A 6,569-nucleotide genomic window follows, 5' to 3' on the forward strand; every position below is an offset into this window, starting at 1 on the left:
TCAATTAGCTATAGCGATACTTTGATAACTAGTAAATAAGCTTTGCTCCGCCAAATCTATTTGACTGACGGTTTGGAACGACTGGGGTTTATCCGCGCAGGCATTTTAAAGTGCACTGATTACTTTTGGCTCAGACAACACAAGCACAGCAGCACCACCGAATTGCCACAGCGCATCTCGATGATGCGACAACCCTAACTTGCGACATGCCATCTTCTAGCAGGATATGCCGGTATATTTATCAGCCCCATTACGCTGATTCTGCCCCACAAGGCTGCACCTAATTAGCTGATAGTGCATCATGGATTAGCTATACCTTCGTTGTATCGGGTAGTTTGTGATGTTGGGTCGCTTACACTATCCCACGCGTAGCCAAACTTGATTACAATCGCCCGCTGTCTAGAGTTATTCACTCAGTTGATGCTTAATTTATAGGCATGAGCGAATATGAATAGCTAGCGTCTCTTCCAGCTGGCATTTATTGCCGCCCCTGAAATACGCTTTATTGTCCATTTTTCACAGAGTCAACGGGGATGAGTTTAGATTTTTAAGGTATCCTAATGCTGAGTAAACTCAATCCTTCACAATACGAAGCAGTTAAGTATCTGGATGGCCCCCTGTTGGTCCTGGCTGGCGCAGGTAGCGGCAAAACGCGCGTTATCACTCATAAGCTGGCCTATCTGATCGAGCAATGCGGCTATGCGCCACGCAATATCGCCGCAATCACTTTTACCAACAAGGCCGCGAATGAAATGCGTGAGCGTGTGGGTAAGCTGTTAGCCGGGCGCAACACGAAGGGGCTAACCATTAGCACCTTCCATGCACTGGGCATGCAAATTTTGCGTGAGGAGGCTGGTCTGCTCGGCTACAAAAAACAGTTTTCTATCTTCGACAGTGCTGACACAGCAAAGATTATTAGCGAGCTACTGGGTGCACCAGATAAGCAAGATATCCGTATCGCACAAAGTGTCATGTCCAAGTGGAAATCCTCTTTCACCTCGCCGGAACAAGCGTTAAGGCTAGTAGAAAACGAGGCAGATCAACGCACAGCACTACTTTATGCGCGTTATCAGGAAACATTACGCGCCTATCAAGCAATGGATTTTGATGACTTGATCCGTTTGCCAGTAGATTTATTTCAGGATTTTCCTGAAGCCCTGTTGCGCTGGCAGCAACGTTTTCGTTATTTGTTGATCGACGAATATCAGGATACGAATGATTGCCAGTATCAAATGACTCGCTTGCTGGCGGGTAGTCGCGCAGCACTGACGGCAGTGGGCGACGATGATCAGGCGATTTATGCCTGGCGCGGGGCGAGTATCGCGAATTTGCAGAATTTACAAAATGATCACGTGAATTTGCGCGTAATTAAACTGGAGCAAAACTATCGCTCTTCGCAACGCATTTTGACCTGCGCCAATCATTTAATACGCAACAACACCAAGTTATTCGAGAAAAAACTGTGGAGTGACCATGGCCCGGGCGACGCTATCCGCATTTTCGCAGCCAGGGACGACGAGAACGAAGCAGAGTCCATAGTCATGCGTTTGTTGGCACATAAATTTGAACACAATACGCGCTTCTCTGACTACGCCATCCTATATCGCAGCAATCACCTATCGCGTACTTTTGAGGAGCAACTGCGTGGACAGAAAGTGCCATATACCGTCAGTGGCGGCAGCTCCTTCTTCGATCGCGCGGAAATCAAGGATCTCACTGCCTATTTGCGCTTGATTGCAAACACGGATGACGATCCGGCTTTCATTCGCGCCATTACCACGCCTAAACGCGGTATTGGCAACCAGACACTGGAGAAACTTGCGGGCTATGCCGGTGCACGCAACATCAGCCTGTTCGCAGCGGCTTTCGAGAGCGCCATGGCACATCAGCTTCCTGCGAGACAACATGAAGAGTTACTCACCTTTTGCAATTTCATTAATCGCATGGAAGCACGTGCCAACAAGGAAGCGTGCGTGACGGTGATGACAGATTTAATGAGCGCAATCGATTACGAGGCATGGCTGTTCGACAGCCATGAACCACGTCAGGCGGAAAGTAAATGGGCGAATGTTACGGATTTTGTCGCTTGGATTAACCGCAAATCGGAAGCTGACGACAAAACGTTACTGGCGATGACACAAACCATCGCGCTGATGAACCTGCTTGAATCTCGCGAAGAAGAAACAGATGCGGTCTCCTTATCAACTCTACATGCTGCCAAGGGTCTGGAATTCGGCCATGTATTCATGGTGGGCGTGGAAGAAGGTACCTTGCCGCACCACCAAAGTGAGCAACCGGAACAGATAGAGGAAGAACGTCGCCTGATGTACGTAGGCATAACTCGCGCAGAACGCTCGCTGCAAATCAGCTACTGCACCAAACGCAAACTTGGAAAAGAATGGCGAGTATGCGAAGCAAGCCGCTTCTTGCAAGAATTACCCGTAGATGAACTAATTTATTCGGGTGTATTACCAACAGGCAGTACAACCGAAGTAAGCAAAGATGTGGGTATGGCGAAATTAGCGCGATTGAAAGCGATGTTAAGCTGACCAAATATTGAAAATAAGGATATAACTGGATAATGAGGCTCAGAACTTTCAGTACATACTCTGCCCTGCACTATTCCGTCTAGTTTTTTCTACTTTACGCCATTCGTTGTCTTCTCGCCTCAAACAGACACACGCCTGCACTCACAGATACATTCAAGCTTTCTACGCTACCCAGCATGGGGATGCGCACTAGTTGGTCGCAGGTTTCTTTGGTAAGCCGACGCAGCCCCTCCCCTTCTGCTCCCAGCACCCAGGCCAATGCGCCGGCATGCCGAAATCCATGCAGGTCAGTTTCGGCCTCACTATCCGCACCGACAACCCAGATATCGCGCTCCTGTAACTCGCGCAGGGTACGCGCGAGGTTGGTGACGGTAATGTAGGGGACAGTTTCCGCCGCGCCGCAGGCAACCTTTTCCACGGTCGCATTCAGGCCAACGGCGCGATCTTTAGGTGCGATGACAGCATGTATGCCAAAAGCATCGGCACTGCGCAAGCAAGCGCCCAGATTATGCGGATCCTGTACACCGTCCAACACTAGTAATAACGCGGGTTCGGTTAAGGTGTCCAGCACGTCGTCCAGATGCCGCACCTTTTGCGCAGCATCTACGCGAGCGGCGACCCCTTGATGACGAGCATTGCCTGCCATGCCATCAAGACGCTTAGCATCAACTGGCACCACACGCACGTTGTTACTTTCCGCCAGCTTCAACAGATCACGAACACGTGGATCGCGGCGTTGGGTGTCTACATAAAGTTCCAGCACGCTATCCGCATGCTGGCGAATGCGCGCAGTGACAGCATGAAAACCATGAATTACGCGAGTTTCAGCCATGATGTTCTTTAGCTTTTTTGGTTTTCTTGGGTTTCTTGGTTTTAACATCCTTAGCTGGTACTTCCCCAGCTGGCAGATCTAGCATAAAGTCAAGCTTGGTATTTTCCATGTCCACTCTCACAACCGTGACGCGCACGCGATCCCCCAGACGATAGCGCTTGCCAGATCGTTCGCCTAACATCTGATGTTTGGCAGCATCGTAATGAAAATAATCCGCCCCGAGTTCTGATACATGAACCAAGCCTTCGATGTAAAGATCGTCCAGTGCAACGAACAGGCCAAATCCAGTCACTGAAGATATGGTGCCTTCGAAGCTGCTGCCGAGATGATCCCGCATGTAGAAACATTTTAACCACGCTTCAACATCACGCGTAGCGTCGTCAGCCCGGCGTTCTGTCATGGAACAATGTATACCCAATGCATCCCACTTCTCTTTTGGTTTGTATTGTTCGCTATTTAACACAGCCTTAATAGCGCGGTGCACCAAAAGATCTGGATAACGGCGAATGGGCGAGGTAAAGTGTGTATAAGCATCGTAGCCAAGACCGAAATGACCATTATTCTCCGGGCAATAACGTGCTTGTCGCAATGAACGTAACATCACAGTTTGCAATAAGGCTGCATCAGGTCGCCCCTTGACCTGCTTGAGTAGCTTGGCGTAATCGCCAGCCTCAGGTTTTTCGCCACCTCCAAGGTCAAGGCCAAATTCCTTAAAGAACTCGCGCACGGCTTCCAATTTTTCAGGTGTGGGACCTTCATGCACACGATATAACACCGGGTGCTTACGTTCGCTGAGGAAATTAGCAGTGCACACGTTGGCCGCCAGCATGCATTCCTCAATCAGGCGATGTGCATCATTGCGCACCAAGGGCACGATGCGATCTATCTTGCCCTGATCGGTAAATATCATCTGGGTTTCTATGGTTTCGAAGTCAATCGCCCCACGTTTCTCGCGAGCTTGCAGCAAGGTTTTGAATAAGGTATACAAATGATTGATTTGCGGCAGAACGGCGGCAAATTTTTGCGTTTCTTCACCTTGTGGGTGAGCCAGCATATCAGCTACCTGGTTGTAGGTCAGGCGCGCCTGCGAGAACATCACCGATGGATAGAAGCGGTAAGCTTCAATATCGCCTTGAGCGCTGATCTGCATATCACATACCATGCACAGGCGTTCGACATGTGGATTAAGCGAACAGAGGCCATTGGAAAGCTCTTCCGGCAACATTGGAATAACGCGACGAGGGAAATATACCGAGTTACCTCGATTCAGAGCTTCCTTATCCAGTGCATCTCCGGGCTGTACATAATGACTTACATCGGCAATTGCCACCACCAGGCGGAAGCCATTGGCATTCGGCTCGCAATACACCGCATCGTCAAAATCCCGCGCAGTTTCGCCATCTATGGTGACAAGCGGCAACTGACGTAAATCTTCGCGTCCTGCATAATCTTCAGGCAACACTTGGGGCGCAATTTTTTCAGCTTGGTGTTTCGTGTCGATTGGAAACTCATACGGCAGATCATGCTTACGCAACGCAATTTCAATTTCCATGCCGGGATCGGCATAATTGCCCAAAATCTGCACGATGCGACCTATCGGTTGAGCTTTTTTGCTGGGTTGCTGCAGAATTTCCAGCATCACCACCTGCCCCGCCTTTGCCCCGATGTGCTCACCTGGAGCAACAAGAATATCCTGACTAATGCGACGATTTTCCGCCACCACGAACTGAATGCCATGCTCCTCATACAAACGTCCAACCAAACGCTGGGTAGCGTGCTCCAGCACCTCAACTATACTGGCCTCGCGACGTCCGCGCCGGTCGGTACCCGTTTCACGGGCCACGACAGTATCTCCATGCAACGTCTTATGCATTTCCTTGGCACTCAATACCAGATCGACGCTGCCATCATCAGGAATCAAAAAACCAAATCCATCGGGATGGCCTTGTACCTTGCCCTTAATCAGGTCAAGTTTATCCATAACGCAGATTGCCCGCTTTCGGTTACGCATTATCTGACCATCGCGCTCCATAGCGCGCAGGCGGCGCGTGAATAGTTCAGCCTCGTGTTCATCAATGTGCAACATGTGGCACAACTCTTCTTCAGCAACCGGCACGCCTTGCTTTTCCAGTAATTGCAGAATGTACTCGCGGCTGGGTAATGGGTGCTCATACTGCGCGCGCTCTCGATCCAAGAATGGGTCGAGATCACGGATGTTTTTTTTCTTATTTGTCATTGACAGAAAATCCTATAACGATTAACTTGTGCGCCCTCAAGAAGCAACGATTTATTTTATTGCCCAGATGGCGGAATTGGTAGACGCGCACGGTTCAGGTCCGTGTGCCGTAAGGTGTGGAGGTTCGAGTCCTCTTCTGGGCACCATAAAATAAATTACCACTATAATTCATTATCTTACAAAGTGCCCGTTGGGGCATTTTTTCATTTATTGTCATATAGCTAATGTAATTTATTCTTATCAGAAACTCTTCTGAGAACTTTAAACAGGCATTTGCATAATACAAATGCCCTCACAGCAGTTTTAATTAAACTCAATAATTACACCAAAACTCTGGGTATTTAACACGATGCTCTTAAAGCATTTGAATATGAAGTAGATATCATTCTTAAATATATAAAATTATGGAATGGTATTTATTTTCATAAATTTTGCATCATGATGTGCAAGACTTTGTTCGATAGATCACTAGTATGAAGCATACGGGTAGCAGTTAACCCGTCAAAATAAGGTATTGCAGAGCGAATATAAATCAAGCACAAATGTCTTATTACCAAAATAAAAAATTTAACTAAGTAGAATAATCCACAGCCAAATTTATCGTCGATGATAGCAGGAAAGCTTGATGTCTTGTGAAAAGACGGCGGACCCATGAGTAAAATTGCTTAACACTAAAAAATTTTTTGATCGCTGAAAATATGAATCGCTGTCTCTGAGCAACCTGCGAAAGTGGAATATTTATATACTTGCAATTGAATCAAATTCCTCAGGAATATTTGTTCCGGCTGAGACTGATCAGATAATGAATCAACACCGAGCATTGTACAATTCGGCAAGTCAGCTTGGCTAAAATAGGGCAGATGAACTATTGTAATTTTGACAGGAACAATATTTGACATCACTGCTGTCCGGTTAATACGCGAATAGATTCAATTGATTACTGGGGGTGACA

General features: G+C 47.9%; 3 protein-coding genes and 1 tRNA gene. 2 read left to right on the forward strand and 2 right to left on the reverse strand.

Annotated elements, in window-relative coordinates:
- Window positions 1–560 precede the first annotated feature (560 nt).
- Window positions 561–2,549 (forward strand): UvrD-helicase domain-containing protein, encoded by a 1,989-nt coding sequence (locus MJ769_RS12795; protein ID WP_239237531.1) that lies wholly within the window; start codon window positions 561–563, stop codon window positions 2,547–2,549.
- A 94-nt stretch (window positions 2,550–2,643) separates the two neighbouring features.
- Here MJ769_RS12795 and rlmB read toward each other — a convergent pair whose 3' ends face one another.
- Both rlmB and rnr read right to left on the reverse strand, forming a co-directional pair.
- Window positions 2,644–3,381 carry a 23S rRNA (guanosine(2251)-2'-O)-methyltransferase RlmB gene (gene rlmB, locus MJ769_RS12800; protein ID WP_239237532.1) on the reverse strand — a complete coding sequence of 246 codons (738 nt, stop codon included), beginning with the start codon at window positions 3,379–3,381 and terminating at the stop codon, window positions 2,644–2,646.
- The gene (rnr, locus tag MJ769_RS12805) at window positions 3,374–5,617 is read right to left on the reverse strand and encodes a ribonuclease R (protein ID WP_239237533.1); all 2,244 of its coding nucleotides are present in this window, start codon (window positions 5,615–5,617) and stop codon (window positions 3,374–3,376) included. Before rnr ends, rlmB begins: the two co-directional genes overlap by 8 nt.
- A gap of 61 nt (window positions 5,618–5,678) precedes the next feature.
- Between rnr and MJ769_RS12810 the strand changes: the two genes are divergently transcribed.
- Window positions 5,679–5,763: transfer RNA gene (locus MJ769_RS12810), tRNA-Leu, on the forward strand.
- Window positions 5,764–6,569: the final 806 nt, after the last annotated feature.

Origin of the sequence: Candidatus Nitrotoga sp. BS, assembly GCF_927797785.1 — a bacterium.
GTDB lineage: Bacteria > Pseudomonadota > Gammaproteobacteria > Burkholderiales > Gallionellaceae > Nitrotoga.